Annotated in this window: 21 protein-coding genes; 15 read left to right on the forward strand and 6 right to left on the reverse strand. The window is 72.7% G+C overall.

Features of this window, described 5'->3' with window-relative positions:
• Nucleotides 1–62: 62 nt before the first annotated feature.
• From ABZ860_RS39605 to ABZ860_RS39630, 6 genes are read left to right on the forward strand one after another with little or no spacing between them, the layout of a single operon-like run.
• Nucleotides 63–791 (forward strand): amino acid ABC transporter ATP-binding protein, encoded by a 729-nt coding sequence (locus ABZ860_RS39605; protein WP_357230811.1) that lies wholly within the window; start codon nt 63–65, stop codon nt 789–791.
• A gap of 22 nt (nt 792–813) precedes the next feature.
• Nucleotides 814–1,749 carry a glutamate ABC transporter substrate-binding protein gene (locus tag ABZ860_RS39610; RefSeq protein ID WP_357230814.1) on the forward strand — a complete coding sequence of 312 codons (936 nt, stop codon included), beginning with the start codon at nt 814–816 and terminating at the stop codon, nt 1,747–1,749.
• Entirely contained in the window at nt 1,749–2,393 is a 645-nt protein-coding gene (locus tag ABZ860_RS39615) for an amino acid ABC transporter permease (RefSeq protein WP_193209183.1), read from the forward strand. The genes ABZ860_RS39610 and ABZ860_RS39615 overlap by 1 nt, the downstream gene beginning before the upstream one ends.
• Nucleotides 2,390–3,238: an amino acid ABC transporter permease gene (locus ABZ860_RS39620; protein ID WP_357230818.1), complete on the forward strand. Its 849-nt coding sequence runs from the start codon at nt 2,390–2,392 to the stop codon at nt 3,236–3,238. Before ABZ860_RS39615 ends, ABZ860_RS39620 begins: the two co-directional genes overlap by 4 nt.
• Complete coding sequence (locus ABZ860_RS39625; RefSeq protein WP_357230821.1) at nt 3,225–4,175, forward strand: asparaginase; 951 nt, start codon at nt 3,225–3,227, stop codon at nt 4,173–4,175. Before ABZ860_RS39620 ends, ABZ860_RS39625 begins: the two co-directional genes overlap by 14 nt.
• A gap of 25 nt (nt 4,176–4,200) precedes the next feature.
• The gene (locus ABZ860_RS39630; RefSeq protein ID WP_357230825.1) at nt 4,201–4,947 is read left to right on the forward strand and encodes a copper homeostasis protein CutC; all 747 of its coding nucleotides are present in this window, start codon (nt 4,201–4,203) and stop codon (nt 4,945–4,947) included.
• A gap of 219 nt (nt 4,948–5,166) precedes the next feature.
• Here the strand turns inward: ABZ860_RS39630 and ABZ860_RS39635 are convergent, their stop codons facing one another.
• Nucleotides 5,167–7,230, reverse strand: a complete 2,064-nt coding sequence (locus ABZ860_RS39635; RefSeq protein ID WP_357230828.1) for an NACHT domain-containing protein — start codon at nt 7,228–7,230, stop codon at nt 5,167–5,169.
• 509 nt (nt 7,231–7,739) lie between these two features.
• Between ABZ860_RS39635 and ABZ860_RS39640 the strand changes: the two genes are divergently transcribed.
• On the forward strand, nt 7,740–7,871 hold the full coding sequence (locus tag ABZ860_RS39640) for a hypothetical protein (protein ID WP_357230831.1): 132 nt from the start codon (nt 7,740–7,742) through the stop codon (nt 7,869–7,871).
• Between the two features lie 111 nt (nt 7,872–7,982).
• Complete coding sequence (locus tag ABZ860_RS39645; protein WP_357230834.1) at nt 7,983–8,648, forward strand: hypothetical protein; 666 nt, start codon at nt 7,983–7,985, stop codon at nt 8,646–8,648.
• Between the two features lie 66 nt (nt 8,649–8,714).
• Here the strand turns inward: ABZ860_RS39645 and ABZ860_RS39650 are convergent, their stop codons facing one another.
• Entirely contained in the window at nt 8,715–9,569 is an 855-nt protein-coding gene (locus tag ABZ860_RS39650) for a C39 family peptidase (RefSeq protein WP_357230837.1), read from the reverse strand.
• 725 nt (nt 9,570–10,294) lie between these two features.
• Between ABZ860_RS39650 and ABZ860_RS39655 the strand changes: the two genes are divergently transcribed.
• The 6 genes from ABZ860_RS39655 (at nt 10,295) to ABZ860_RS39680 (ending at nt 17,616) form a co-directional block, all read left to right on the forward strand.
• Nucleotides 10,295–11,197: a LysR family transcriptional regulator gene (locus ABZ860_RS39655; RefSeq protein ID WP_357230840.1), complete on the forward strand. Its 903-nt coding sequence runs from the start codon at nt 10,295–10,297 to the stop codon at nt 11,195–11,197.
• A gap of 309 nt (nt 11,198–11,506) precedes the next feature.
• A complete protein-coding gene (locus ABZ860_RS39660) occupies nt 11,507–13,222 on the forward strand; it encodes an ABC transporter substrate-binding protein (protein WP_357230843.1) in 1,716 nt (571 codons plus the stop codon).
• Nucleotides 13,223–13,227: 5 nt separating this feature from the next.
• Nucleotides 13,228–14,166: an ABC transporter permease gene (locus tag ABZ860_RS39665; protein WP_357230846.1), complete on the forward strand. Its 939-nt coding sequence runs from the start codon at nt 13,228–13,230 to the stop codon at nt 14,164–14,166.
• Nucleotides 14,163–15,017 (forward strand): ABC transporter permease, encoded by an 855-nt coding sequence (locus ABZ860_RS39670; RefSeq protein WP_357230849.1) that lies wholly within the window; start codon nt 14,163–14,165, stop codon nt 15,015–15,017. Before ABZ860_RS39665 ends, ABZ860_RS39670 begins: the two co-directional genes overlap by 4 nt.
• On the forward strand, nt 15,014–16,840 hold the full coding sequence (locus ABZ860_RS39675) for an ABC transporter ATP-binding protein (protein WP_357230852.1): 1,827 nt from the start codon (nt 15,014–15,016) through the stop codon (nt 16,838–16,840). Before ABZ860_RS39670 ends, ABZ860_RS39675 begins: the two co-directional genes overlap by 4 nt.
• Nucleotides 16,837–17,616, forward strand: coding sequence for an SDR family oxidoreductase (locus tag ABZ860_RS39680; protein WP_357230854.1), 780 nt, complete (start codon nt 16,837–16,839; stop codon nt 17,614–17,616). The genes ABZ860_RS39675 and ABZ860_RS39680 overlap by 4 nt, the downstream gene beginning before the upstream one ends.
• Here the strand turns inward: ABZ860_RS39680 and ABZ860_RS39685 are convergent.
• Complete coding sequence (locus ABZ860_RS39685) at nt 17,537–17,737, reverse strand: pentapeptide repeat-containing protein (RefSeq protein WP_357230871.1); 201 nt, start codon at nt 17,735–17,737, stop codon at nt 17,537–17,539. The two genes, ABZ860_RS39680 and ABZ860_RS39685, sit on opposite strands and share 80 nt — an antisense overlap.
• Between ABZ860_RS39685 and ABZ860_RS39690 the strand changes: the two genes are divergently transcribed.
• Nucleotides 17,648–18,103 carry an ester cyclase gene (locus tag ABZ860_RS39690; RefSeq protein WP_357230857.1) on the forward strand — a complete coding sequence of 152 codons (456 nt, stop codon included), beginning with the start codon at nt 17,648–17,650 and terminating at the stop codon, nt 18,101–18,103. The genes ABZ860_RS39685 and ABZ860_RS39690 overlap by 90 nt on opposite strands.
• A 27-nt stretch (nt 18,104–18,130) precedes the next feature.
• Here the strand turns inward: ABZ860_RS39690 and ABZ860_RS39695 are convergent, their stop codons facing one another.
• The 3 genes from ABZ860_RS39695 to ABZ860_RS39705 form a co-directional block, all read right to left on the reverse strand.
• Nucleotides 18,131–19,528: a lectin gene (locus ABZ860_RS39695; RefSeq protein ID WP_357230860.1), complete on the reverse strand. Its 1,398-nt coding sequence runs from the start codon at nt 19,526–19,528 to the stop codon at nt 18,131–18,133.
• Between the two features lie 400 nt (nt 19,529–19,928).
• Nucleotides 19,929–20,687, reverse strand: coding sequence for an SDR family oxidoreductase (locus tag ABZ860_RS39700; protein ID WP_357230863.1), 759 nt, complete (start codon nt 20,685–20,687; stop codon nt 19,929–19,931).
• The coding region (locus tag ABZ860_RS39705; RefSeq protein WP_357230866.1) for an SDR family NAD(P)-dependent oxidoreductase at nt 20,684–25,036 on the reverse strand (4,353 nt) is incomplete at its 5' end. The genes ABZ860_RS39705 and ABZ860_RS39700, both read right to left, overlap by 4 nt.

Raw genomic sequence — 25,036 nt, forward strand, 5'->3', positions numbered from 1 at the left:
TGACTTCGCCCAGAATCATCCATTACGGTCCGCCTTATCTTCGATTTCGAAGGAAGATGGCGATGATTCGGGTACGAGGCCTCAACAAGTGGTTCGGTGACCACCACGTGCTGCACGACGTCGACCTCGACGTGGCGCGCGGCGAGGTCGTGGTGGTGATCGGCCCCTCCGGGTCCGGCAAGTCGACGCTGTGCCGGTGCCTCAACCGGCTGGAGGCGGCGGACTCGGGCGAGATCCTCGTCGACGGGGTGCCCGTGCCCGCGGAGGGCCGCGCGCTGGCCCGGCTGCGGGCCGACGTGGGGATGGTCTTCCAGAACTTCAACCTCTTCCAGCACAAGACCGTGCTGGAGAACGTGATGCTCGCGCCGATGAAGGTGCGCGGCGTGAGCCGCGCCGAGGCCGAGCGGACCGCCCACGAACTGCTGGCCCGGGTCGGCATCGCCGAGCAGGCCGCCAAGCAGCCCGCGCGGCTGTCCGGCGGCCAGCAGCAGCGCGCCGCCATCGCCCGCGCGCTCGCCATGCGGCCCAAGGTCATGCTCTTCGACGAGCCCACCTCGGCGCTCGACCCGGAGATGGTCGGCGAGGTCCTCGACGTGATGACGGGCCTGGCCGCCGACGGCATGACCATGGTCGTCGTCACCCACGAGATGGGGTTCGCGCGCCGCGCGGCCGACCGCGTGGTGTTCATGGACGGCGGCCGGATCGTCGAGACGGGGGAGCCGAACGCCTTCTTCGACTCCCCCCGGACCGATCGGGCCAGGGACTTCCTGGCCAAGGTACTCACGCACTGATCGCAAAGGATGGTGGACCCCGATGGTGTCCATTAAGCGGGTGGCCGCTGTCGCCGCCGTGGCGATGGCCGGCCTGACGGCCTGTGCCGGGACGGACTCGGCCGGCTCGGCCGTGCCGGGCGCGGGCGCTGGGGCGAGCGAGGGCGGCGGCGGTGGCGTGCTCGCCAAGGCGCCGGTGGCCGCCGCCGCGGACATCCTGCCCGGCTCGACGATGGAGAAGATCAAGCAGCGCGGCGAGCTGATCGTCGGCGGCTCGCTCGACGCGCCGCTGCTGTCCCAGCAGAACCCCGCCACCGGCGAGGTGGAGGGCTTCGACGCCGACCTCGGCAAGGCGCTGGCCAAGTACATCATCGGCCAGCCGAAGGTGAAGATCGTCAACTCGGCGTCCGAGACCCGCGAGGCGCTGCTCGCCAACGGGACCGTGGACGTGGTCTTCCAGACCTACACGATCACCCCGGAGCGGGCCGAACAGGTCTCCTTCGCCGGGCCCTACTACTCCTCGGGCCTGTCCATCGCGGTGAAGAAGGGCACGACGGGGATCTCCTCGCCCCAGGACCTGAACGGCAAGACCGTCATCGCCGGGGCCAACACCCCCGCCATTCCCGCGATCAAGAAGCTCGCGCCGCAGGCGAAGATCATCACCTTCGGCGGCGACCCCGAGTGCGTCCAGGCGCTCAAGCAGGACCGCGGCGTCGCCTACGTGCAGGACGAGACGCTGCTCGTCGCCGACGCCAAGAAGGACCCCGAACTGCAGGTCGTGACCAAGCCGTTCACCCAGGACCCGTACGGCATCGGCCTCAAGCACGGCGACGACCGGTTCAAGTCGTTCGTCAACGACTGGCTGAAGAAGATCCAGGCGAACGGCGTCTGGCAGGACATCTGGAAGAACTCCCTCGGCACGGTCGTGCAGGGCGAGGCCCCCACGCCGCCCGAGATCGGGTCGGTGCCGGGTTCCTGATGTCGGCGCTGCTTGATCACCTGCCCGAGTTCTGGCAGGGGCTGGTCGTGACCCTCCAGATGACCGCGGCGTCGTTCGTCGGCGCCGCGGCCGTGGGGCTCGTGATCGTGGCGATGCGGGTCGGGCCGGTCCCGGTCCTGCGCACGGTCGCGACCGTCTACGTCGAGACCCTGCAGAACCTCCCGCTGCTCGTGCTGCTCGTGCTCGCGGTCTTCGGCCTGCCCGAGATCGGGCTCAAGGCCGGCCTGACCACCACGGCCATCGTGGTGATCGCGCTGTACGAGGGCGCCTACATCGCCGAGGCCCTCCGCTCGGGCGTCAACGCGATCTCCGCCGGTCAGGGCGAGGCGGCCCGCGCCCTGGGGCTGACGTTCGGCCAGTCGCTGCGCCACGTCGTGCTGCCCCAGGCGCTGCGGACCGTCGTGCAGCCGATCGGCAACATCTTCATCGCGCTCACGATGAACACCTCGCTCGCGGCGGCCGTCGGCGTGGTCGAGCTGACCGCCGCCGCCAACCGGGTGAACCTGCTGGAGGCGCAGCCCATCCCGATCTTCGTGGGGGCGGGCCTGGCGTACGCGGCGATCGCCGCCTGCGCCGGGTTCGTGACCGGGCGGCTCGAGCGGCGGCTGGCGGTGGCGCGGTGAGCAACCTGCTGTTCGACGAGCCGGGCCCGCGCGCCCGGCGGCGCATCCGCCTGGCCACCGCCGCGGGCGTGCTGGTGCTGCTCGCCCTGCTGGCCCTGGCCGTGCGCCAGTTCGCCGCCAACGGGCAGCTCGCCGCCGAGCGCTGGCAGCCGTACGCGACCTGGCCGATGTGGCGCTACCTGCTCGGCGGGCTGTGGTCCACGGCGCTGGCCGCCGTCGTGTCCGCCGCGCTCGCGATGGCGGCCGGGATCGCCCTCGCGCTCGGACGGCTGTCGCGGCGCCGGGCGGTCCGCCTGCCGTCCGCCGCGTACGTCGAGGCCGTGCGGACGATCCCGGCGCTGCTGCTGGTCTACCTCGTGCTGTTCGCGCTGCCGAGGTACGGCCTTGACCTGCCGCTGTTCTGGAAGCTCGTGGTGCCGCTGGCCGTGTCCAACGCGGCGGCGTTCGCCGAGATCTTCCGGGCCGGGATCATGTCCGTGGAGCGGGGGCAGGGGGAGGCCGCCCTGGCCCTCGGGCTCACCCACGGGCAGTCGATGCGGCTGGTCGTGCTGCCGCAGGCGGCCCGCCGGGTGCTGCCCTCGATCGTCAGCCAGTCGGTCGGCCTGCTGAAGGACACCTCGCTCGGCTTCGTCGTGAGCTACGCCGAGCTGCTCTACAGCGGCAAGGTGCTGGCCAACTACAACGGCCTGCTCATCCAGACGTACATCGTCGTCGCGCTGGTCTACCTCGTGGTCAACGCGTCGCTGTCCGCGCTCGCCCGTTCCCTCGACCGCTCCGTGGCGGGCAGGGGCGGCCCGCGCAGAAGGATCACCCGTGGCAGGAGAATCATCCGTGTCCCTCGCTGAATACGCCCCGCTCGCGGAGGTCGTGCGGTCCGGCTTCGTGGAGAGCGTCCACTTCGGCGGCGCGGTCGCGCTGTCGGCGGGCGGCGAGGTCGCCGTCGCGCGCGGCCCGGTGGACGAGCCGGTGCTGCCGCGCTCGTCGGCCAAGCCGTTCCAGGCCCTCGCCTGCCTGCTCGCCGGGGCCCACCTGCAGGGCCCCGCGCTCGCGATCGCCGCGGGCAGCCACACGGGGGAGGACTTCCACGTGCGGCTCGTGGCCGAGATGCTCGGCGAGGCCGGACTCGGCTTCGGCGACCTGCGCTGCCCGCCCGACTGGCCGGAGGACGAGGCCGCCCGGCAGGCTCTGGTGCGGGCCGGCCTCGGGCCGTCGCGGGAGCGGATGAACTGCTCGGGCAAGCACGCGGCGATGCTCGCCGCCGCCGTGGCCGCCGGAGCGCCCACCGCCTCCTATCTCGACCCCGGCCACTTCGTGCAGGAGCGGGTCAGGTCGGTGGTGGAGGAGCTGTCGGGGGAGAAGGCCGCCCACGTCGCCGTCGACGGCTGCGGGGCCCCGCTGTTCGGGATCTCGCTGACGGGCCTGGCCCGAGCCGTTCGCGCCATGGTCGTGTCCGCGCCGGGGACGCCGCCGCGCGCGGTCGCCGACGCCATGCGGGCGCACCCGGAGTACGTCGGCGGGACCGGCCACGTGAACACCCGCCTGATGCGGGCGCTGCCCGGCGCCCTGGTGAAGGGCGGCGCCGAGGGAGTGCTGGTCGTGGCGCTCGCCTCCGGGCACGCGGCGGCCGTCAAGGCGATCGACGGCGGCCCCCGGGCGACGACCGCCGTCGCGCTCGCCGCGCTGCGGGCCGCGGGCGCCGACGTCTCGGCGGCGGCCGAGTTCACGACCGTCCCGGTGCTGGGCGGGGGCGTCCCGGTCGGCGAGATCCATGCGGCTTTCTAACGGCCGTTTTCCAGTGGGGGAGAGCATGAGCCTGACGTACGAGATCTGCATCGACAGCACGGCCGGGGCGCTGGCCGCCGAGCGGGCGGGCGCGCACCGTGTCGAGCTGTGCGCCGCGCTGTTCGAGGGCGGCCTGACGCCCACCCTGGGCACGGTCGAGGCCACGCTGGCGGCGGTCTCCTCGATCCGGGTCCACGTGATCATCCGGCCGCGCGGCGGCGACTTCGTCTACGACGAGCACGAGGTCGCGGCGATGGTCCGCGACGTGGCGGCCGTACGCGGCGCCGGGGCGCAGGGCGTCGTGATCGGCGCGCTCACCCCGGCCGGGGAGGTGGACACCGAGGTGTCCAAACGGCTGATCGACGCGGCCGGGGAGCTCTCGGTCACCTTTCACCGGGCCTTCGACATGACGGCCGACCCGTTCGCCGCGCTGGAGACGCTGGCCGGCCTGGGGGTCGACCGGGTGCTCACCTCCGGCCAGGACAGCTCGGCCCTGGAAGGCGCACCGCTGATCGCCGAACTGGTGCGGCGGGCCGGCGACCGGCTGGTCGTCATGCCCGGGGGCGGCATCACGCCGCGCAACGTCAGCCGGGTGGTCGAGACGACCGGGGCCAGGGAGATCCACTTCGCCGCCCTGGTGGACGAGCCCAGCCCGGCCGTCCACCGCAACCCGTACCCCTTCATGGGCGGTGAGCTGCGCCAGCCCGAGTACGTCCGCCGGGTCACCTCGCCCGCCCTGGTCGCGGAGGTGATCACCGCCACCCGGGCGTGAGGCGAAGGCGCCGGGCGGGGCGCGCCGCCGGGTGCTGGGAGACGACCACGCCGACACACCGACCACCCGGGTAGCGCCCTCCGAAGTCCCCGCTGACGACCGGTGCGGCACTGCCTCACCGGTCGTCAGCCCGGTCAGGTCGATCGCCTGGCCGTTGTGATCAGGCCATTCAGCGGATATGCGGCGATAGCTGAGGTGCCTCTCATCCCGCGACTGGTGTCATGCGTGTTCGCGAGGCAGGGCGGCAAGATGGTCGTGCAGGTCAGCGTGACGGAACTGATAGATGGGGCCGACCGTGCGCAGCAGACCCAAGCGGTGGGCGTCGTCGAGGAATGCCATCAGCGTGCGGGGGACGTGTCCCGCCCGGGCGAGACGTCGGATGGTGATTTCGCCGCCCAACCACGCATGATGTTTTCCGCCCACGAGCCCCAACGTGAGCGCGCTCCCGAGCCCGGCCATGAGCCCGTACAAGGGCCCGAGCAGCATCCCGCCCACGAGCCAGAGCGCCGGTGTTCGTAAAAGGGTGAGAGTTCTGTCGGCGTTCCATGTCGACTGGGGCGTGATCGCGATGGTCGTGGACGCGGGTTGTTCCGCCCACTCGAGGAGCCCGAACACGAGCCCGAACACGAGCCCGAAGACGAGCCAGCCCACGAGCCCGAACACGAGCCAGCCCACGAGCCCGAGCACGAGCCCGCCAGGGAGGTTTCTTGCGATGCGTTTGATGAGGCTGGTCGTTCTTCCATGGAGTCGCAGATCGGCATAGCCAGGTGTCTCGTTGACCCATTGCTGGGCGACATGCTCGAACACGAGCCCGGACATGAACCCGCCCACGAGCCCGGTCACGAGCCCCCCCACGAGCCCGGTCCTGAGCCCGAGCAAGGCCCCGATCAACAGCCCGCCCACGAGCCCGCCCACGAGCCCGCCCACGAGCCCGAACCCGCGGGCGATCCGTCGTTGCTGGGCGGGGGTGGTGGTGAGGTTGGCCAGGTTCCACCAGGCGAGGTCGCGGGTGTCGTGTGCGGTCAGTTGGCGGGCGAGGTAGGCCAGGTAGTGGCGGGCCTGGTCGGGGTCCCAGGCGTGGCGGGGGCGGAAGTGCTCAGCGGGGTTGCGGGTGGGGGGCCGGGCGTGGATGGTGGCGGGGATCAGGTGGTCGAGCAGGTGGGCGCGCAGCCTGCCGGGGTCGTCGGCGAAGGGGCCGGTCAGCGGGGCGGGGTCGGTGACGGAGGTGATGTAGACGGTGCGGATGAGCCACAGCCCGAGCGCACTGGAGGCCACCTCGGCCAGGCCCGGCGGGTCGGCGCGCTCCAACGCCTCCAGGATGGGGGTCCAGTCGTGGCGGGGGCGCGGCGGCAGGCAGGTACGCACGTAGGTGGCGGCGGCCTGCGGGGTGAGGGGGCGGGGAGCGATGACCGCGGCGGCGGTCAGCACGTCCCCGGCCTGGTCCAGGGCGGCGGCCAGTTCGCCGGTCCGGCTGGTGAGGATGAACTGGTCGCGGTCGGCGAGGGAGCCGTTGAGTGCGGCGATCACCCCGGCGCGGGCGTCGTCGGGTAGTTCATCCAGCCCGTCCAGGATGGGCAGGATGTGGCCGCGGTCGACCAGCGTCTTGGCCGCGCCGGGCCCGTAGGCGGGGTGGGTCAGGGCCGGGTAGTCCTGGGCCAGCCGGGTGGCCAGCCAGTCGTGCAGCCGCGGGTGGACGGTGGTGTCCCAGCCGGCGATGGCGAACAGTACCGGGACCGGCTCCTCGGGGCGGCGATCGTCGGCCAGGTGCAGCAGCAGCTGCACCGCCAGTGTGGTCTTGCCGCTGCCCGGGCCGCCGGTGATGACCAGCCGGCGGCGGCGCAACGCCCGGAAGTTCTCGGCGAGCTGCGGGATCCGGTCGCTGGTGGCGATGAAGGTCAGCGGCTGGTCGCCGATCAGGCGGGGGTGATCCATCAGGCCCGGGTTGTCGGTCAGTTGCCAGGAGACGGGGATCGGTTCGGGGTCGCCCAGCGATCGGATCGTCGCCTCGGTGCGCCACTGCTCGGCGACCTGGTCGGTCAAAGCCGTCTTCGCAAGGATAATGATCTCCCCGGCTGCGGGCGGCGTACGAGCGGCCTTGCCTCTGGCCCACACGACCACCGGCGCCGCGAGTGCCAGCGCAGCCAGGACGAGGGACACAAGATCGGCACGGTTGACCTTGTCGTCGGGGTCGAGGACATGTGCCACCATGCCCACCGCGACGGCCAGTGCGGCAACTACTGCTCCAGCAACCAGGATCGGCCACCACGATCTACGCCCGTTCACCGACGCATCGTCTCTCGCCAGCGCCGCTCCGCGCGTGAATGGGCACAAATGGTGATTGGAAGGATGCGCGAGGCGTGGACATCGGCCGTCGCAGGCCGGGCAACAGAAGGGGACTGCTTCAGTGCGGGCGGTTTAGACATGCGCCCAGGCATGGTCGTTCGCGGCCACCGACGCCGCGGATGCCCTTGACATTGGCGGCCGGCCCGCCCGCGTCGTGCGCCACCATGCGGTCGACCATGCTCGCCCCCACCATGACCAGGCGGCCCATCAGCGTGTTCGCCGAGCGGCGCGACACCTCGAAGACCGACCATGACCGAGACGACGGTCAAGGCACACGTCAGCCGCGCCGCCGCGGCCGCCGCCCGCTCCGCCCGGCCCGGGAACGTCGCCGACGGCTACCACCCGCCAGGCATGGCGGATGACCGGGCGCGCGTGAGGCAGGAATCGCCGGGCTGTGACCCCTCCCTGCCCGCACCGGGACGAGAGTGGGCAGAGGAGGGAGGATCGGCATGACCGAGCGGCACGAGAACGAGCGGCTGGAAGTGGCGGCGGCCGAGCATGTCGCCCATATGTCCGGGGAGACGGCGGGGCCGAGCCGCCCACGAAGCGGCGGGGGAGGCGGAGGACGGCAGCGCCGGTGAGGCCATGCGGGACGAGGTGACCGGCGGTCAGGAGGGGTAGACCTTGGGCGGGGGGTGAGGCCGATGGCCACTCCGGAGCGCAGCCGGCCCCATCCGGAGCCTGAGGAGGGTGTGCGACACGGCCGGCTGTCCGCCCGTCCCGTCGCGGTGCCGCCTCAGCACGCCGCGCCTCTCGTGCCGGGACTGCATCGCCTGGGCGGACGTGCCCTGTTCTACGTGCCGCCCGCCCCGGGACCCGGCCCGTCCCCGCTCGCCGTCGTGCTGCACGGCGCGGGCGGCGCGGCGGAGCAGGCGCTTGAGTGGCTGCGGCCCCAGGCCGAGGAGCTCGGCGTGCTGCTGCTCGCGCCGCAGGCCGTGTCCGCCACCTGGGACGTGATCGTCGGCGGATACGGGGCGGACGTGTCACGGGTCGACGCCGCGCTGGAGGAGGTGTTCTCCCGCGCGGCCGTCGATCTCGGCGGCGTGGCCGTGGCGGGTTTCTCCGACGGCGCCTCCTACGCCCTGTCGCTGGGCCTGGCCAACGGCGACCTGTTCCACGCCGTGCTGGCGTTCTCCCCGGGGTTCATGGCACCGATGATCCGGCACGGCCGTCCCCGGATCTTCGTCTCGCACGGTGTCTCCGACCGGGTGCTGCCGATCGACCGGTGCAGCAGGCGGCTCGTTCCCGAGCTGCGGGAGAGCGGTTACGAGGTGACGTACGAGGAGTTCCGCGGCGGGCACCAGGCGCCGTCGCAGACGGCCGCCGCCGCGGTCCGCTGGTGGCTGGCGCCCGAGTGAGCGCACGCGGGCGCTCCGGGGCCGGGTGACCCGGCCCCGGCGAACAGGTCCCGGAGAGAGCAGGCCCTACGTGGAGATCACCCAGGCGTCGTCGCTGCTGTCGGCCCCGAGCACGGCGAGGAAGAACTGGTCCATGGTGAGGTTGCCCTCGTGGCCCGAACCCGGGTCCCAGACCTTGAAGTTGTCCGGCACCCAGGGCCAGAAGCCCGGCTCGGACCACTGGTGCCCGCCGAACCCGTGGATGACGATGTAGTGCCGGTAGTACGCCGAACTGCCGGGGGACCAGGGGAGCTGCCCCGGCTTGACCAGCACCGCGACGGGCCGCCCCCGCGAGAGCGACTTCACGACGACCTCGAGGCCCCGGATGCGGGCGAGCCCGGTGCTGGGCACGCGGTAGTCGCCGTAGGGGAAGTCCTGGGAAACGTACCCGTTGAGACCGAGCTTCATCATCCAGGGCATCGTGCCCAGGGCCGTGGTCTCCATGAGGTTCGCCAGGGTGGACTGGGGCGGAGCGGATAGGCCCATCGTGGCGATGATGGTCTGCACGGCGCCGGGTCCGCACCAGTTGGAGTTCTCCTGCTCCTTAGGGGACAGCCGCATGTCGAGCGCGCGCAGGGGCGTCATCCACGTGCCCGCGATGCCCACGTTCGCGTCGACCACCGCGTACGGCCGCCGCAGATCGGTGAACGCGGTGTAGCAGGCGCGCGGGGAGTTCCCGGTCATCGTCGGGCACGAGTCGGAGATGACGGGACCGCCGCCGCCGAACGAGAGCGTGAGGTTGGCCTGGAAGTTGGTGTACGCGCCCGGCTTGACGAAGACGATGGCGCGCACTTGCGTGCGGGCGTCGTTGAACTCCAGGCACGTCTGGTAGCTGGTCCCGTTGTAGACCGCGGTGGCGCTGCAGGTCCTGTTGGCCGCCACCGGATATTCGTGCCAAATTCCGGCCTGGGCCGGAAACGGGAGAGTGATGACCCCCAAGACCGTTCCCGCCAGTAGCGTGAGTAACACAGAGAGCACTTTCCGCACAGTGCCGGGTCCCTTTCGCTAGTCGGTAGCTCGAGCCGCGCCGGCCGGTCCGCGCGCCGAGACCGCCGTCCCGACTCCGCGCGCCCCTCCCTGGCCCGCGCAGCGTGAGGAGGGTGAGCAAACGCCTCCACCGGAGACGTCATGCGGCGCCCTCGCCCCGGCCCCGCCGGTGGCGTCGCCGTCACGACGGGAGCGCGCGGGCCGGGCACGGTGACGGCAGGACCGGCGGGCCCGAGACCACGCGCCCCGTTCTTGATCTTCAGTTTCGGTCCCGACCGTAACCTGCCGGATGAGCCTCCGTCAAGCTCCTTCGGACTATGGGCGACGGTGGTTCGTTCCACACCGTGCTCGCGTTCTCGCCGGGGTTCGCGGCGCCGATTCTCGGCGGGATCCGCAGCGCCGGTGATCCGGGCCCGGCCGTCCTCGCATCTTCGTCTCGCACGGCCTCTCCGCCCGGGTGCCGCCGATCGACCGGTGTGGCAGGCGGCTCGTCTCCCACCCGCTGGAGAGCGGCGACGAGGTGACGCGTGAGGAGTTCGCGGCGGCCGTCCGCCGATGGGCCGCGAAATAACAGCCCCAATTCTATGTAGGTAATGTGGGTTTTAGGCTATGATGCGGCCATGGGAGCATTGCTCGATCTCGTGCAACTGCGAACTTTCGTGGCCATCGCCGAGTGCGGCGGCTTCGGACGGGCCGCGTCCGCACTGCGAACCAGCCAGCCGACGGTGAGCCAGCACGTCCGATCGCTGGAACGCGTCATCGGGCAGCCGCTGGTCGAGCGGACCGGCCGGTCGACCCGTTTCACGGTCGCGGGCGAGGCGCTGCTGGTGGAGGCGCGGCGGCTGCTCGCCGTGCACGACGAGGCCATGGGCCGCCTCGGTGCGGAGCGTCCCGCCACCCTGACCGTGGGCGCGGTCGAGCACGCGGGATACGGGGCGCTGCCCGACCTCCTCGGCGCCCTGATGTCGGCGCTGCCCGCCCAGGATGTCGTGTTCCGGCTGGACCGCAGCACGACGCTGGCCGAGGCGACCCTGCGCGGCACGCTCGACATGGCGCTGATCCTCGGCGTGGTGCCCAACGTCGGGGGCAGGCAGGTCGCCACACTGCCACTGCGCTGGCTCGGGGCCCCGGGCTTGTTCCTCCCGCTTCCGGACCGGCCGGTGCCGCTGGTCGCCTTCCAGGAGCCGTGCGCCCTGCGAGGGCAGGCCGTACGCGTGCTGGAACGCCTCGGCTGGTCGGTTCGCATCACGACGGAGGCCAGCAACCTCGAAGGCGTGCTGGCGGCGGCCCGCGCGCGCCTCGGTCTCGCCCTGCTGCCCATCGCGTACGGCGTCCCGGACGGCCTGGAGGAGATCGCGCCGCTTCCCCCGCAGGAGGCCGTCGGGCTGCGCCTGGTGAGCCGGCAGGGTCTCGACCCGGCCATCGAGGCACGGGCGGGAGAGGCCCTCAACGCCTTCTTCTCGTCTGTCGCGCATTTCCCCGGATCGCGTTCCGGTCAGATTCCCATCGGGAATTCGAATTGATGTCGATCGGCGAATCCGATCGGCTGCGACAATAGAAGTCTTATATTGACCGCACCGCTGGAATATGGTGTGATCTAGCCGCCGGATCGGAAATAAGAATATCCGCCGAACGGTATTTCCCGGGGCATTCGCAGGGTTGGGCTCCGCCCGTGTGACGAGCCGGTGTGACGGGCCGATGCGGCGGACCCGTGCGGCGGGCCCGTGCGGGATGGTGCGGTCCCGCCGCATGGGCCTGACCCGGGTGCCTGCGCACGCCTGTTTCCTCCGCGACTCCCTGTGCCCCCACGTGCGACAGAGAAGGTTCCACCGATGTCACTGAGCGACGACACCGCCATCCGCGTCGACGACGGACCGGTCAGGAGGAGGCGCAGCCTGCGCTCCAGACGCCCGGCCGTCCTGGGGGCCGTGCTGACCGTGATCGCCGTCGCCGCCGTCGTAGTGGCCGTCTCGGCCGGCGGCGGGGAGGAGCGGCCGGCGGGCCGGGCGGCGGGCGGAGGCCCGGTGACCGGCGGCACCCTCACCTACGCCCTGGCCGGCACGCAGGTGTCGCTCGACCCGGCCGTCGCGGCCACCGCGGTGACCGGCCTGATCGACCGCAACATCTTCGACTCCCTGGTCGTGCAGATCGGCCCGGACACCTTCGGGCCCTGGCTCGCGACGAAGTGGACCGTGTCCGCCGACGGGAAGACCTACACGTTCACCCTCAGGGAGGGCGTCGCCTTCCACGACGGCACACCGTTCACGGCCGAGGCCGTCAAGGCGAGCCTCGACCACGTGGTGGACCCGGCCACCAAGTCCGCCTACGCCGCCTCGCTGATCGCGCCGTACGAGAAGTCGCGTGTGGTGAGCGACCACGTCGTCGAGGTGACGCTGAAGCGGCCCTTCACCCCGTTCCTGCAGGCGCTGTCGGTGCCCTACCTGGGCATCCAGAGCCCGGCGGCGCTCACGAAGCCGGTCGCGGACTACCGGCCGGTCGGCACCGGCCCCTTCTCCTACGCATCCTGGGAGAAGGACAAGCGCGTCACGCTGCGCAGGAACGCCGGATACGCCTCGCCTCCCGCCGGCGCGTCCCACCAGGGGGCGGCCTACCTCGACACCCTGGTGTTCGAGTTCGTCCCGGAGGACGCCACCCGGTGGGGCGCCCTCACCAGCGGGCAGGTGCAGGCGATCGCCGGCGTACCCCCGGTGAACGCGGGAAAGCTCCGTTCCCTCGCCGGTTTCACCCTGAATTCCCAGGAGACTCCAGGCCTGAATTACAACCTCTATCTGAACCAGACCCGCGGGCCGCTGCGGGACGTGCGCGTGCGGCGCGCACTGTCGGCCGCGGTGAACGTCGAAGAACTCGTGCGCAACATCTATTTCGGTCATTTCCCGGTCGCGCGCAATCCGCTCAGCCGCACCACGGCGGCCTACGACCCGACGGCCGAGAGCGAACTGGCGTCGTACGACCCGGCCGAGGCGAAGCGGCTGCTCGATGAGGCGGGCTGGACGAAGACGGACGCCGACGGCTACCGCGCCAAGGACGGCAAGACCCTCACCCTCACCTGGCCCTACTGGGCGGAAGGCAACAAGGAGCAGCGCGACGTGCTCGCCGAGGGCATCCAGGCCCAGGCCAAGCTCGTCGGCATCAGGATCGAACGACCGCCCGTGGACACCGGGGCGTTCGTCGGCAAGTACCTCATCGGGGGCGCCTACGACCTGGTGGATGTGAGCTTCGCCCGGCCCACACCCGACGTGCTGCGCTTCGCGTTCGCCTCGGGCAACACCTATGCCAAGGCCGGCGGCAACGTCGCGCTGGTGGACTCGCCGCAGATCGACACATGGGTGGAGGAGGCGGCGGAGACCTCCGACCCGGCCACGGCGGACAAGGATTACGCCGCTGTGCAGCACGAGGTGCTCCGGCAGGCGTACGTGCTGCCGCTCTACACTCCCGTGCAGCTCACCGCCTTCTCGGCGAAGGTGCGCGGCGTCGCCTTCGACGCCCAGACCTACCCGGTCTTCCACGGCGCCTGGCTGGGGGCCTGATTTCGATGGCTCCGCTGGCTCGCCGGCTGACCCGCAGGCTGGTGCTGACCCTCTTCGTGCTGTGGGGCGCCGCGACGCTGGCCTTCGCCGGCATGCGGCTGGTGCCCGGAGACCCCGCCCGGATCATCGCGGGCGGGGTCCAGGCCAACGCCACCCCCGAGGTGCTCGACGCGATCCGCGACCAGTACGGCCTGCGCGAGCCGGTCGCCGTGCAGTACGCCCTGTTCCTCGGGCGGCTTCTGCGTGCCGACCTCGGCGGCTCCTACCAGCTCGGCAGGCCGGTGAGCCGCGTGATCGGCGAGCAGATCGGCCCTACCCTGTCCCTCGCGGCGGGGGCGGCCCTCCTCGGCTTCTGCCTGGCGGTCGCGCTGGCCCTGATGACGGCGGGCAGGCCGCGCGTGCGGGCGATCTCCCGCACCCTGGAGTTCTGCTCGATCTCGACGCCGAACTTCTGGATCGGCATCCTGCTGCTGGCCGGGTTCTCCTTCCACCTGCGCTGGTTCCCGGTGCTCGGCGACGCAGGGGCGGCCGCGCTGGTGCTGCCGTGCGCCGCGCTCGCGCTGCCCATCGCCGGTGTGCTGGCCCAGGTCACCAGGGAGGGTCTCGAACGCGCCCTCGACCAGCCGTTCGCGCTGACCGCCAGGTCGAGGGGCGCCACCGAGCACCGCATCCGGGTGCGCCACGCGCTGCGGCACGCCGCGCTGCCGGTGCTCACGCTCTCCGGCTGGGTGCTCGGGGAGCTTCTCGCCGGGACGGTCGTCGTGGAGACCGTCTTCGCCCGCCAGGGCCTCGGCCACGTCGTGGTGGCGGCGGTGCGCGGGCGGGACTTCCCGGTGGTGACGGGCGTGGTCGTGCTCTCCGCGCTCACGTTCTCGCTGATCAACACCGGACTCGACCTGCTCTACGGGCTCGTCGATCCCCGCATCCGGGAGGCCGTCGCGTGATCGCCCCGGGCTCGTACGGCGTACCGCTCCCACGCGTGCGGGTGGAGGCCGCGCAGGTGGGCCTGGCACTGGCCGTCGCGTTCTTCGCGATCGTCTGCCTCGCCGCCCTCGCCCCCGGCCTGCTCGCCCACGGACCGGACCAGGTGAACCCCGCCCTCGCGCTGCGCGGTCCGATGGCGGGCCACCCGCTCGGCACCGACCAGCTCGGCCGTGACGTGTTCGCCCGGCTGGTCTTCGGCGCCCGGCCGTCGCTGCTGGTCGGCGTCGGCTCCACCCTGCTGGCCGGGCTCGCGGGCTCCGCCTGGGGCCTGCTGGCGGTGCTCGGCGGCCGCCTCGCCGGCGAGGCGGCCATGCGGCTGGCCGACGTGCTGCTGTCGTTCCCGGCGATCCTGATGGCCCTGCTCGTCGTGGCCGTCCTCGGGCCGGGCACGCGCAACGCCGTCCTGGCCATCACTGTGGCGCTCGCACCGGGCTTCGCCCGCGTCGTGCGGGCGCAGGCGCTGGTGGTCCGCGGCTCGGCGTACGTGCGGGCGGCGGTCAACCTGGGGCTGACGCCTGCCAGGATCCTGCTGCGGCACATCGCGCCCAACGTCGTCGCGCCGCTGCTGATCCTGGCCACGATCAACGTGGGCACCGCGCTCATCGCCGGGGCCTCGCTGAGCTTCCTCGGGCTCGGCCCGCAGCCGCCCGCCCCCGAATGGGGGGCGATGCTCGCACAGGCGCGCGACTACCTCGACGTGAGCTGGACCCTGGCCCTGTTCCCCGGGGCGGCCATCACGCTGACCGTCATGTCCGCCACCGTCGTGGGGCGGGCCCTGCAGGCCCGCTACGAAGGGCGGGAGGCCGGATGACCGAGGCGCCGCTGCTGGAGGTGGCCGGGCTGTCGGTCGACTTCGCCACCCGGCGCGGCGTCGTGCGGGCCGTGCGCGACGTCGACCTGTCCCTGCGCGCGGGGGAGTGCCTCGCGGTCGTGGGCGAGTCGGGCTCGGGCAAGAGCGTCACCGCACGGACGCTGCTCGGCCTCGCCGGTCCGGGCGCGCGGGTGCGGGCGCGGACGCTGTCCTTCGAGGGGCGCGACCTGCGCCGGCTGAGCGGCCGAGAGTGGCGGCGGCTGCGCGGGCGTCGCATCGGCTATGTGCTGCAGGACGCGCTGACCTCGCTCGACCCGCTCCGCCGGGTCGGGCACGAGGTGGCGGAGGCACTGGAGGTGCACGGCCTGGCGGGCCGCGACGACCTCGACGACCAGGTGATCGGACTGCTCGCCGAGGCGGGTGTGCCGGACCCCGGCGTGCGGTTCCTGCAGTATCCGCACGAGCTGTCCGGCGGGCTGCGGCAGCGCGCCCTGATCGCCTCCGCGATCGCCGCCCGCCCGTCGCTGCTGGTCGCGGACGAGCCCACCACGGCCCTCGACGTCACCGTGCAGGCGCAGGTGCTCGACCTGCTCGGGGAGCGCGCGCGGGCGGGCACCGCGGTGCTGCTCATCAGTCACGACCTGGCGGTGGTGGCCCGGCTCGCCGATCATGTCGCCGTCCTCTACGCGGGACTCGTCGTGGAGCGGGGACCGGCGGACGCGCTGCTGCGGGCCCCCGCCCACCCCTACACCGCCGATCTGCTGGCCGCCGTGCCCGCCGTGGACGGCCCGGCGCTGAAGCTGCCCCTCGTCCGCACCGGCCCTCCGGCCGCCGAGGGCTGCCCCTACGCGCCGCGATGCGCGCTGGCCGACGACCGCTGCCGCACCGAGCCGCCGCCGCTCGTGCCGTACGGGCCGGGACGGGAGGTCCGCTGCTTCCACGCCGGGCGGGACCGGCCCGCCCCGCCCGCCTCCGGCGAACCGGCGCCGCCGCCCCGGGTGAGGGAGCATGCGGTCGTCTCGGCGCGGGGGGTCACCAAGCGCTACCGCTCCCCGGACGGCTCGTGGCGCACGGCCGTGGACGACGTGTCGTTCGACCTGCGCGCGGGCGAGGCGCTGGGCCTGGTCGGCGAGTCGGGGTCGGGCAAGAGCACCACCGCCAGGATCGTGCTGGCCGAGATCGCTCCCGACGCCGGGACCGTGCTGCTCGGCGGCGAGGCGTGGAGCGGGGCACGGGAGCGCGCCCGCCGCGCCCGCCGCTCCCGCATCCAGCTCGTCGACCAGGACCCGCTCAGCTCGTTCGACCCGCGGTTCACTGTCGAGCACGTTGTCGGGGAGGCGGTGCCGGGACGGATTCCGCGGCGCCTGCGGCGCGACCGGGTCGCCGGGCTGCTCGCCGAGGTCGGGCTGGACGACACCCTGCTGGACCGGCGCCCTGCCCAGTTGAGCGGCGGCCAGCGTCAGCGGGTGGCGATCGCCCGGGCGCTCGCCCCGGGGCCCGAGGTGATCGTCTGCGACGAACCGGTCTCCGCGCTCGACGTCACCGTCCAGGCGCAGATCCTGGCCCTGCTCGCCCGGCTGCGGCGCGAGGCCGGGGTGGCGCTGCTGTTCATCTCGCACGACCTGGGCGTCGTCCGCCAGGTCTGCGACCGGGTGGCGGTGATGAAGGACGGGGCCCTGGTCGAGACCGGCGACGTCGCGGACGTCTTCCACGCCCCGCGTGCCGCCTACACCGCCGAACTGCTCGCCGCCGTCCCGAGGATCGACGCGGGGCGGGCGGCGGGACGAGCCGCACCCGCAATGAATCTGGAGGGCCTGCCATGACCTCATCCACCCCCGGCCCGCACGCCGTCCTCGTGACGGGCGCGGCCTCGGGCATCGGCCGGGCGACCGCCGAGTTGTACGCCGAGCGCGGCGTCGCCGTCCTCGCCGTGGATCACGACGAGCGCGCGCTCAAGGAACTCGCGAGGCTCGACCGAGTGGTGACGCTGGCCGGCGACGTGTCCCTGGAGGAGACCAACGTGGCCGCGGTCGCGCTGGCGGAGCGGGAGTTCGGCCGGCTCGACGCGGTCGTGCTCAATGCCGGCATCGGCGGCACCCGGCCGTGGGAGTCGCCCGGCGCGGTGGAGGCCGCCGACCGCATCCTCGCCGTCAACCTCCGCGGGCCGATCCTGGGCATCTGGGCCGCCGCGCCCGCGCTTCGGGCGGCGGGAGGCGGTGCGATCGTCGTCACCGCCTCCGTCGCCGGTCTGCGCGCCGACCCCGGCAACTGGGCCTACAACGCCTCGAAGGGCGCGGTGATCAATCTCGTCCGCGCCGCGGCCATCGACCACGCGCCCGACGGCATTCGGGTCAACGCCCTCGCCCCCGGGCTCACCTGGACGCGCATCAACGCGGGCGTCCGCCAGGACCCGGTGCTCACCGCCGAGATCGAGCGCCGCGTGCCGCTCCAGCGGTTCGCCGAGCCCCGCGAGCAGGCCGAGGCCGTCTGGTTCCTCACCTCGCCCGCCGCCTCGTACGTCACAGGAACCACGCTGGTCGTCGACGGCGGCCTCGACGCGAGCCTCGGAATCCTCCCGCTGCCGGCCGTACGCCGGTGACCCTCGTACCGACCAGAAAAGGAGATCGCCCGTGAGCACCACGGAGACGAGCACCACGGAGACGAGCACCACGGAGACGAGCACCACGGAGATCAACCGCGCGGTGGCCAGACGCTTCTATGAGGAGGTCGTCTCGCAGGGCCGGCTCGACGTCCTCGGCGAAATCATCGCCGAGGACGCGACGGACGCCGCCGGGCCGGCCGGGGGCAACCTGGGGCGGGACGGGTTCGTCCGGCACATCACCTGGCTGCGTTCGGCGGTCGAGGGCGTGACCGCGACCGTGACGGACACCCTCGCCGAGGGCGACCGGGTCGTCGTCTACTGGACCATCGAGGGGATCCAGCGCGGCGAGGTGTTCGGCGCCCCGCCGAGCGGCCGCCGCTTCACCGGCCAGAGCATCAGCACGATCCGGTTCCGCGACGGCCGGATCGTCGAGTACGAGGTCCTCCCCGACCGTCTGGGCATCGTGCAGCAGCTCACGGCCTGAGCCGGAAGGGGGCGCGGCGGCCGAGCCTCAGGTGCGGGTCCACCTCTGGTTCGCGCCGCCGTTGCAGGTCCAGGTCTGCACCTTGGTGCCGTTGGCCGTCTGGTTGCCGTTCACGTCCAGGCACAGGCCCGACTGGACGCCGACGACGGCGCCGGTGGAGCTGTTGAGCGTCCACTTCTGGTTGGCGCCGCCGTTGCAGTCCCAGACGCCTACCGTGGCGCCCGCCGTGGTCCTCTGGTCGAACACGTCGAGGCACTTGGTCCCGCCGAACGTGCGCAGTTCGCCGGAGGAGGTGAGGGACCACTTCTGGCCCGCGCCGCCGTTGCAGTCGTAGATCTGCACGAGCGAGCCGTTGACCGCGGCGCCGCCGGCGACGTCGAGGCAGCGGCCCGACTGGCCGCCGACGAGCGCGAAGCTCTGCGGGGCCGGTGCGGCCGCCCAGGTGCCGGTCGCCGTGTCGATGGTCCAGGAGTCGTAGAACGCGCTCATCGAGGCGGTGGAGCCGCTGATCGTGAGCGGCAGCCAGACAGGAGTGGAGCTGTTGAGGTCGGTGGGGTTCCACCGGTCGCCGATGTAGACGTACGTGGTGCCCGACGAACCCGAGACGGGCACGACGGAGGAGGTCTGGGAGTCGAACGTGCGGCTGCCGGCGGGGGCGAAGGTGGTGAATCCGCTCCACGGCCCGGATAGCGAGCCGGCGGTGGCGTAGACGTTGTCGTTGGTGGACCAGCCCGTCAGGTGCGAGGCGAACAGGAAGTAGCGTCCGTTCACCTTGACCATCGCCGGGGACTCCAGGTCGGCGAGCACCGCCGTCGTGCTCACCGCCTGTGTGTAGTCGGTGGAGAGCCGGTCGATGCGCAGGCCGTGGCTGCGGTCCTCGGTCAGCAGGTAGGCCGTGCCGTCGTCGTCCTTGAACAGGCCCAGATCCCGGCTCTCGTACCCGAGCGGGCGGGAGGAGCCGCGGTAGGTGTACGGCCCGCAGGGCGTCGAGCTGGTGGCCACCCCGGCACGCGCGTCGCTGTAGGAGGTGTTGTCGATGTGCACCCACATCACGTACTGGCCGGTCGCGGAGTTGTAGATCACCTTCGGCCGCTCCACGATGCGCCCGGCGGCGAGATCGCCGCTGCTCTGCCGGCTCAGCGCGTTGCCCACCCGGGTCCACGTGGCCAGGTCGGTGGAGGAGTAGCAGGCGACCGCGGTGAACGTGGCCCCGGCGGTCTTGTCCTCCCCGACCATGTAGTACGTCGAACCGACCTTGAACACGCCGGCGCCGTGCGCCTGCAGCCGGTTGCCCGCCGTGTCGTACCACAGGACGCCGGGGCGAAGCGTCGCGGCGGCGGCGAACCCGGGGGCGGGCGTGAACAGCCCGGCCATCGTCAGGACGGCCGTGCCGAGCGCCGTGAACCACGCGAGTATTCGTCTCATGGTCGCCTTGTCTGGTGGAAGGGGCGGCCGGGGTCACGGTCGGCGCAGCCGGACCGCCCGGGCCCGGGATGCCGCATCGGGGTGTTGCGGCATCACCCGGCCCGCGGGGGACCGAACGCCGGCTTCCGGCTTCGGGCGTCCCCGGACCATAGCCACGGTCCGGGGACGGGGCAATGCCCGGCTCACCCTCCTGCCGGTCCGCCCGCGCTGACCTCGGCCCTGGTCGTCCGCCGCCGCCGGACGACTCGAAACTTTCACGAGGCGGCGACGCAGGTGCCGTCACGCGGGGGTCCTGCCCGATCCCGACCACGATCGGGCCGTCTTCTCGCCGCAGGTGAACCGGGACACGCGTACGCGAGCGTGGCGGACCGCCGGTTTCGGCCTGCCGCCGCGCTCGCGATCACCGCCGGGGCGGCGGCAGCAGACCGGTGCTCGCGGTCAGCCCGCCGTCCACCGGCAGGGTCACCCCCGTGATGTAGGACGCGGCCGGCGAAGCGAGGAACCAGATGGCCTCCGCCTGCTCGCGGGGCCGTGCCCAGCGGCCCATGGGGATGCGCTTCGTCAGCTCCGCCACCAGGCCCGGGTCGTCGTGGTGCACCGCCGTACGCGGGGTGTCGGTGAGCCCGGGCGCGACGGCGTTGATCCGGACGCCGTCGGCCGCGTAGTCGATGGAGGTGCCCCGCACGAGGTTGACCAGCGCGGCCTTGGTCGCGTTGTAGGCCCAGACGCCCGGGTCGCCGCCCAGCCCCGACACCGACGCGGTCAGCACGATCGCGCCACCTCCCCGGGAGCGCAGCACCGGCGCGGCGGCACGGATGCCGAGCACCGGGCCGCGCAGGTTGACCGCGACCATGCGGTCGAACCGCTCCATCGCGCCGGGGGACTCCAGGGGAGGCGTGCCGCCGACGCCCGCGTTGAGCACCACTGCGTCGAGGCCCCCGAAGCGGTCGAGCGCGAGGCGGACCGCCGCCTCGTTGACGGCCTCCTCCGCCACGTCCCCGGCCAGCGGCACGATCCCGGGGTCTCGCGCGAGCTCGGCGAGTGGCGGCTCGGCGAGGTCGACCGCGACCACGCCGTGGCCGCGCTCGGCGAACAGCTCCGCGACCGCCCGCCCGATGCCCGCCGCCGCGCCGGTGACGACGGCCGCGGATCCTGTCACGCGGCGGGCTCCTCGCGCTCCTCGGTCTCCTCGGGTCCCTCGATCCGGAGCGTGCCGATCCAGGCGCGGATCGCCTCGGCGGTCGTGCCCGCGTGCTCCTCCAGCGTGGTGAAGTGGTCGCCGGGGATGTCCACGGCATCGTGCGCCACTGGCCAGTACGCCTGCCAGCGGGTCGGGTCGTCCGCCTCGACCGTGGTGCCGCGCAGCGGCTCGACGGCACGCAGCAGCAGGATCGGGGTGTCCACCGGCTTCGGCTGCCAGCCGATGAACAGCCGGTTGTAGACGCCCATCGTCGTCAGCCGTGCGTCGTGGAGGGTCATGTCGAACCGGTCGATGCGTTCGAGCATGCCGCCGATCATCGCGCCCTGCCACCAGTCCATGCCGTCCTGCGCGGAGGCGTCGATCGGGTAGCTGTCGATCAGTGCCAGCCCGGCCGGCCGCAGGCCCTGCTCCTCCAGGGCCACCGTGACGGCGTGCGCCACGCAGCCGCCCATGGATCGGCCCACGACGACGAACGGCTCGTCGCCCACGCACTCGCGCAGGCCCTCGACGTTCATCTGGACCAGCGTCTCCAGCGAGTCGGGCAGCGCGTCGTCATCCCCGTCGGTGAAGCCCGGTGACGGCACCACGTACACGTTCCGGTCGTCGCGGAACGCCTGACCGAACCGGGAGTACTCGTGCGGCCCGGAGATCGCGCTGAGCGCGGGGAAGCAGACCACGCAGACCCTGCCAGGTCCCGTGGCCAGCCTGACCGGCGGCAGTGCGTAGCGGTCCCGGTCCGGTGCGCCGAAATGGCTTCGCGCGTGCGACGCCGCCACGAGCAGCTGTGCCGCCTCGTCGTGCTTGCCCGTCACGTGCATCCGCCGGTGCAGGGCGGCCAGGCCTCCGCCGGACCCCGCGCCCGTACGGCGGGCCGGTCCGGCCGGGCCGCTCGCCGAGCCGGGCAGCTCCCGGTCCAGGTAGGCCGCGATGGCGTGGGGGGTGGGGTGGTCGAAGGTGAGGGTGGCGGGGAGGCGGAGGGTGGTTTGGGTGGTGAGTCGGTTGCGGAGTTCGACGGCGGTGAGGGAGTCGAGGCCGAGTTCGATGAGGGGGCGGTCGGCGGGGATGGCGGTGGGGTTGGGGTGGGTGAGGACGGTGGCGGCTTCGGTACGGACCAGGTCGAGCAGGGCGTGGGTCCGCTGGTCCGGCGCGAGCCCGGCGAGCCGGGCGGCGAGGGCTGGTCCCCCGGCCGCCGCGTCGCGTACGGCGGGGCGGGCCTGCCGTACGAGCCCGCGCAGCAACGGCGGCGGGGTCTCGGCCGTGGCCGTCAGGGCGGTCGGGACGACCAGGGGCAGGCCCTGGTCGCGGAAAGCGACGGCGTCGAACAGGGCGAGAGCGTGCGCGACGCTGAGCGGGCTGAGCCCGGTCCGCTTGATCCGCGCGTGGTCTACCGAGGTCAGGTTGGTGGTGAGGGTGCTGGTGTGGGCCCATAGTCCCCAGGCGAGGCTGGTGGCGGGCAGGCCGGTGGTGTGGCGGTGGTGGGCGAGGGCGTCGTGGAAGGTGTTGGCGGCGGCGTAGTTGGCTTGGGCGGCGCCGCCGAGTTGGCCGCTGATGGAGGACAACAGGATGAAGGCGGCGAGGTTGTGGTGGGTGGTGTGGTGGTGGAGGTGGTGGGCGCCGTCGATTTTGGGGGCGAGGACGGGGTGGAGGTGGTCGGGGGTGAGGGTTTGCAGGGGGGTGTCGTGGGTGATGCCGGCGGCGTGGATGACGGCGGTGAGCGGGTGGTCGTTGGGGATGGAGGTGATGAGGTCGGCGACGGCGTTGGGGTCGGTGATGTCGGTGGCGGTGACGGTGACGTGGGCTCCGGCGGTGGTGAGTTGGTGGATGAGGGTGTCGGCGCCGGGGGTGTGGTGGCCGCGTCGTCCGAGGAGGTGGAGGTGGCGGATGCCGTGTCGGGTGGTGAGGTGGTGGGCGAGGAGGGCGCCGATGCCGGTTAGGCCGCCGGTGATCAGGACGGTGCCGTCGGGGTTCCATGCGCGGGGGTGAGCGGTGTCGGCGTTGTGGGTGGGGTGGGTGGTGAGGCGGGGGGTGAGCAGGGTGGCGGTGCGGATGGCGGTGTGGGGTTCGTCGTGGTGGTGGGCGGTGGTGGTGGCTTGGGGCAGGGTGGTGAGGGAGTCGGGGTGGTTGTCGTGGTCGATGAGGTGGATGCGGCCGGGGTGTTCGGTCTGGGCGGAGCGGACCAGGCCCCAGACGGGTGCGGTGGCCAGGTCGATGGGGTCGTCGTCGCGGGCGGCGACGGCGTGGTGGGTGAGGACCAGCAGGCGAGAGCCGGCGAGGCGGTCGTCGGCCAGATAGGTCTGCAGGGTCTGCAGCGTGTCTTCGACCACCACGTGCGCGGCGCCCACTGGGCTGTCGTGGTCGGGTCTGTGGCCGAGATGGGCGTGGATCGGCAGGACGATCAGGTCGGGCACAGGATCGGTGGCGCTGTCGGCGGCGCCGATCGCGTCGGTCAGGGCGGTCAGGTCGTCGTAGTACGCCGCGGTGGTGGTCTGGCGTAGTTCGTCGTAGAGCGTGCGGTCGCCGAGCACCGCCCATGTTTCGCGCGCCGCCGGCACGAGATCAAGCGGTGACCACTCCACGCGGTAGAGCCCGTCGTGTTTCGTCGCTCCGACGTCCAGCTGGTCGGCCGCCACAGGACGGACCTGCAACCGGTCGATCGAGACGACCGGCGCACCGGTGGGGTCGGCGGCCTGGAGCGACAGCGATCCGGCGTCGCCCAGCCGGACGCGCACCCGAAGATCGGTGGCGGCGACAGCGTGCAGGCGGACCCCGCTCCAGGCGAACGGCAGGTTGCTGTGCCCGCTCGGCGTGCCGTCCAGCCAGCGCAGGGCGGCCCCGTGCAGTGCCGCGTCGAGCAGCGCGGGGTGCACGCCGTAGTCCGTCACGTCGCCGCGTTCCTCCTGGGGGAGGCAGACCTCGGCGAACAGTTCGTCGCCGCGCCGCCAGGCGGCGCGCAGCCCCCGGAACGCCGGGCCATACCGCAGCCCCGCCTCGTGCAGGCGGTCGTACGCGGTGCCGAGTTCGATCCGCTCTGCACCCGCCGGAGGCCAGGTCGTGAGGTCGAAGCCGGGCTCGATGTCGTCCTTGACCAGTACGGCGGTGGCGTGGCGGGTCCAGTCTCCGGTGTCGCCGTCCGGTCGGGAGTAGATCTCCACGGTGGGCCGGTCGGAGCCGGCGACGATGATCTGCACCTGCACGCCGCCGTTCTCCGGCAGGGCCAGTGGGGTGTGGAGGACGAGTTCGTCGATGGCGGTGTGGCCGGTGTGGTCGGCGGCGTGGAGGGCGAGGTCGAGGTAGGCGGTGCCGGGGAGGACGGGGGTGTCGAAGACGGTGTGGTCGGCGAGCCAGGGGTGGGTGGTGAGGGAGAGCGTGCCGGTGTAGACGGTGGTGTGGTCGTGGGCGAGGGTGAGGGCGGCGCCGAGCAGGGGGTGGGCGGTGGTGGTCAGGCCCAGGTGTGTGGGGTCGGTGTGGGTGGCCGGTGGGGTGAGCCAGAGGTGTTCGTGCTGGAAGGCGTAGGTGGGTAGGTCGACGGTGGTGGCTTGGCCGTGGAGGGTGGTCCAGTCGGTGGGGGTGCCGTGGGTGTGGGCGTGGGCGGCGGCGGTGACGACGGTGTGGGGTTCGGGGCGGTCGCGGCGGAGCACGGGGACGGCGACGATGTCCTGCTCACCGTCCAGGGTCTCCCGGATCAGACCGCTGAGGACACTGTCGGGCCCGATCTCCAGGAACGTCCGCACTTCCTCGCCCGGCTCCCGGCCCTCGTGCAGTCGCCGTACGACGTCGGCGAAGCGGACGGGGTTGCGCAGGTGGCGGGCCCAGTAGGAGGGGTCGGTGAGGTCGGCGGGGGTGGCGGCCTGGCCGGTGAGGTCCGAGACGAAGGGGATGACCGGCCCGGTGGGCGGGGTGAGGGACAGCCCGGCGACGGCGTGTTGGAACTCCTCGAGGATGGGGTCCATGTGGGGGGAGTGGAAGGCGTGGCTGACGGTCAGGGGCCGGACGTTGTGCCCATGGTGGCGGAAGTGTTGGGTGAGTTGGGTGACCGCCTCGGTGTCGCCGGAGATGACGGTGGAGGTGGGGGTGTTGAGGGCGGCGATGGTGACCCGGCCTTGGTAGCGGGCCAGTTCGGGCGTGATGTCCGCCTCTCCTGTGTTGATGGCGGTCATGGCGCCGCCTGGGGGGAGGGTGTGCATGAGGCGGGCGCGGGTGGCGACGAGGGCGGCGGCGTGGGGGAGGGTGAGGATGCCGGCGGTGTGGGCGGCGGCGATGGCGCCGATGGAGTGTCCGGCGACGGCGGTGGGGGTGATGCCCCAGGT

Source organism: Microbispora sp. NPDC046973, from assembly GCF_040644495.1.
Lineage (GTDB): Bacteria > Actinomycetota > Actinomycetes > Streptosporangiales > Streptosporangiaceae > Microbispora.

Excerpts from the sequence above, each read along its gene's own strand:
- ABZ860_RS39605 (WP_357230811.1), top strand. The coding sequence starts at position 63 with ATGATTCGGGTACGAGGCCTCAACAAGTGGTTCGGTGACCACCACGTG.
- ABZ860_RS39610 (WP_357230814.1), top strand. The coding sequence starts at position 814 with ATGGTGTCCATTAAGCGGGTGGCCGCTGTCGCCGCCGTGGCGATGGCC.
- ABZ860_RS39615 (WP_193209183.1), top strand. The coding sequence starts at position 1,749 with ATGTCGGCGCTGCTTGATCACCTGCCCGAGTTCTGGCAGGGGCTGGTC.
- ABZ860_RS39630 (WP_357230825.1), top strand. The coding sequence starts at position 4,201 with ATGAGCCTGACGTACGAGATCTGCATCGACAGCACGGCCGGGGCGCTG.
- ABZ860_RS39640 (WP_357230831.1), top strand. The coding sequence starts at position 7,740 with ATGACCGAGCGGCACGAGAACGAGCGGCTGGAAGTGGCGGCGGCCGAG.
- ABZ860_RS39655 (WP_357230840.1), top strand. The coding sequence starts at position 10,295 with ATGGGAGCATTGCTCGATCTCGTGCAACTGCGAACTTTCGTGGCCATC.
- ABZ860_RS39660 (WP_357230843.1), top strand. The coding sequence starts at position 11,507 with ATGTCACTGAGCGACGACACCGCCATCCGCGTCGACGACGGACCGGTC.
- ABZ860_RS39665 (WP_357230846.1), top strand. The coding sequence starts at position 13,228 with ATGGCTCCGCTGGCTCGCCGGCTGACCCGCAGGCTGGTGCTGACCCTC.
- ABZ860_RS39675 (WP_357230852.1), top strand. The coding sequence starts at position 15,014 with ATGACCGAGGCGCCGCTGCTGGAGGTGGCCGGGCTGTCGGTCGACTTC.
- ABZ860_RS39680 (WP_357230854.1), top strand. The coding sequence starts at position 16,837 with ATGACCTCATCCACCCCCGGCCCGCACGCCGTCCTCGTGACGGGCGCG.
- ABZ860_RS39695 (WP_357230860.1), bottom strand. The coding sequence starts at position 19,528 with ATGAGACGAATACTCGCGTGGTTCACGGCGCTCGGCACGGCCGTCCTG.